Origin of the sequence: Methylophaga sp. UBA1464 (assembly GCF_002325665.1) — a bacterium.
GTDB lineage: Bacteria > Pseudomonadota > Gammaproteobacteria > Nitrosococcales > Methylophagaceae > Methylophaga.
The window spans coordinates 12977-13763 of the sequence record NZ_DCSO01000080.1 but is presented as its reverse complement, the minus strand read 5'-3'; the positions used below and the strand labels follow the sequence as shown (position 1 = coordinate 13763).

Sequence of the window (787 nt, the reverse complement as noted above, 5' to 3'; positions counted from 1 at the left end):
TGAACAGGTTTATAAACGCTATGAAAGCCAGCAGGAAGCGCTTTCCGGGCTTAGCTTTGAATTGCTGACTGGCGAAATGGCTTTTTTAACAGGCCATTCTGGCGCAGGTAAAAGTACTTTACTGAAACTGATCGCCCTTATAGAACGCAGTTCACACGGTCAGGTTATTGTCAATAATCAAAATCTGAACCGGTTACCGAAATGGAAAATCCCCTACTACCGCCGCAAAATAGGTCTGGTATTTCAGGAACATAATTTGCTGCATGATCGCACTGTGTTTGATAACGTTGCGTTACCGTTAATTATTGCCGGTGAAAATCATCGGGAAATCGGCCGCAGGGTTCGTGCAGCGTTGGATAAGGTCGGCTTACTTGGCAAAGAACGTAACCTGCCGATTGCCTTATCCGGGGGTGAACAGCAACGTGTGGGGATTGCTCGTGCGGTGGTCAATCGTCCGCCGGTTTTGTTAGCGGATGAACCAACCGGTAATCTGGATCCGGAACTATCCCGGGAGATCATGCATTTATTCGAACAGTTTAATCAGGTCGGCGTAACGGTATTTATTGCCAGCCATGATCAGGACCTGATCAACCAGATGCCCTATCGCCACATCACCCTGCAGCAGGGAAAACTCGCTGAAAATCATTCATGAAACTATTTAATATTCATAACTACCTGCTGCGCCACATACAGGTCATGCTCTCCAGTCTTGGTGAGTTATGGCGACAACCAGTCGCCACCATGATGACCCTACTGGTAATTGGTATCGCATTGCTCTTACCCGCAG

The 787-nt window shown here is 47.6% G+C and carries 1 protein-coding gene; it reads left to right on the top strand.

Going from position 1 to position 787, the window contains the following annotated elements; translation table 11 throughout:
• Positions 1 to 652: cell division ATP-binding protein FtsE (ftsE, locus tag B3O33_RS10130; RefSeq protein WP_292363533.1), on the top strand; the 652-nt coding region annotated here is incomplete at its 5' end.
• Between the last annotated feature and the right edge of the window lie 135 nt (positions 653 to 787).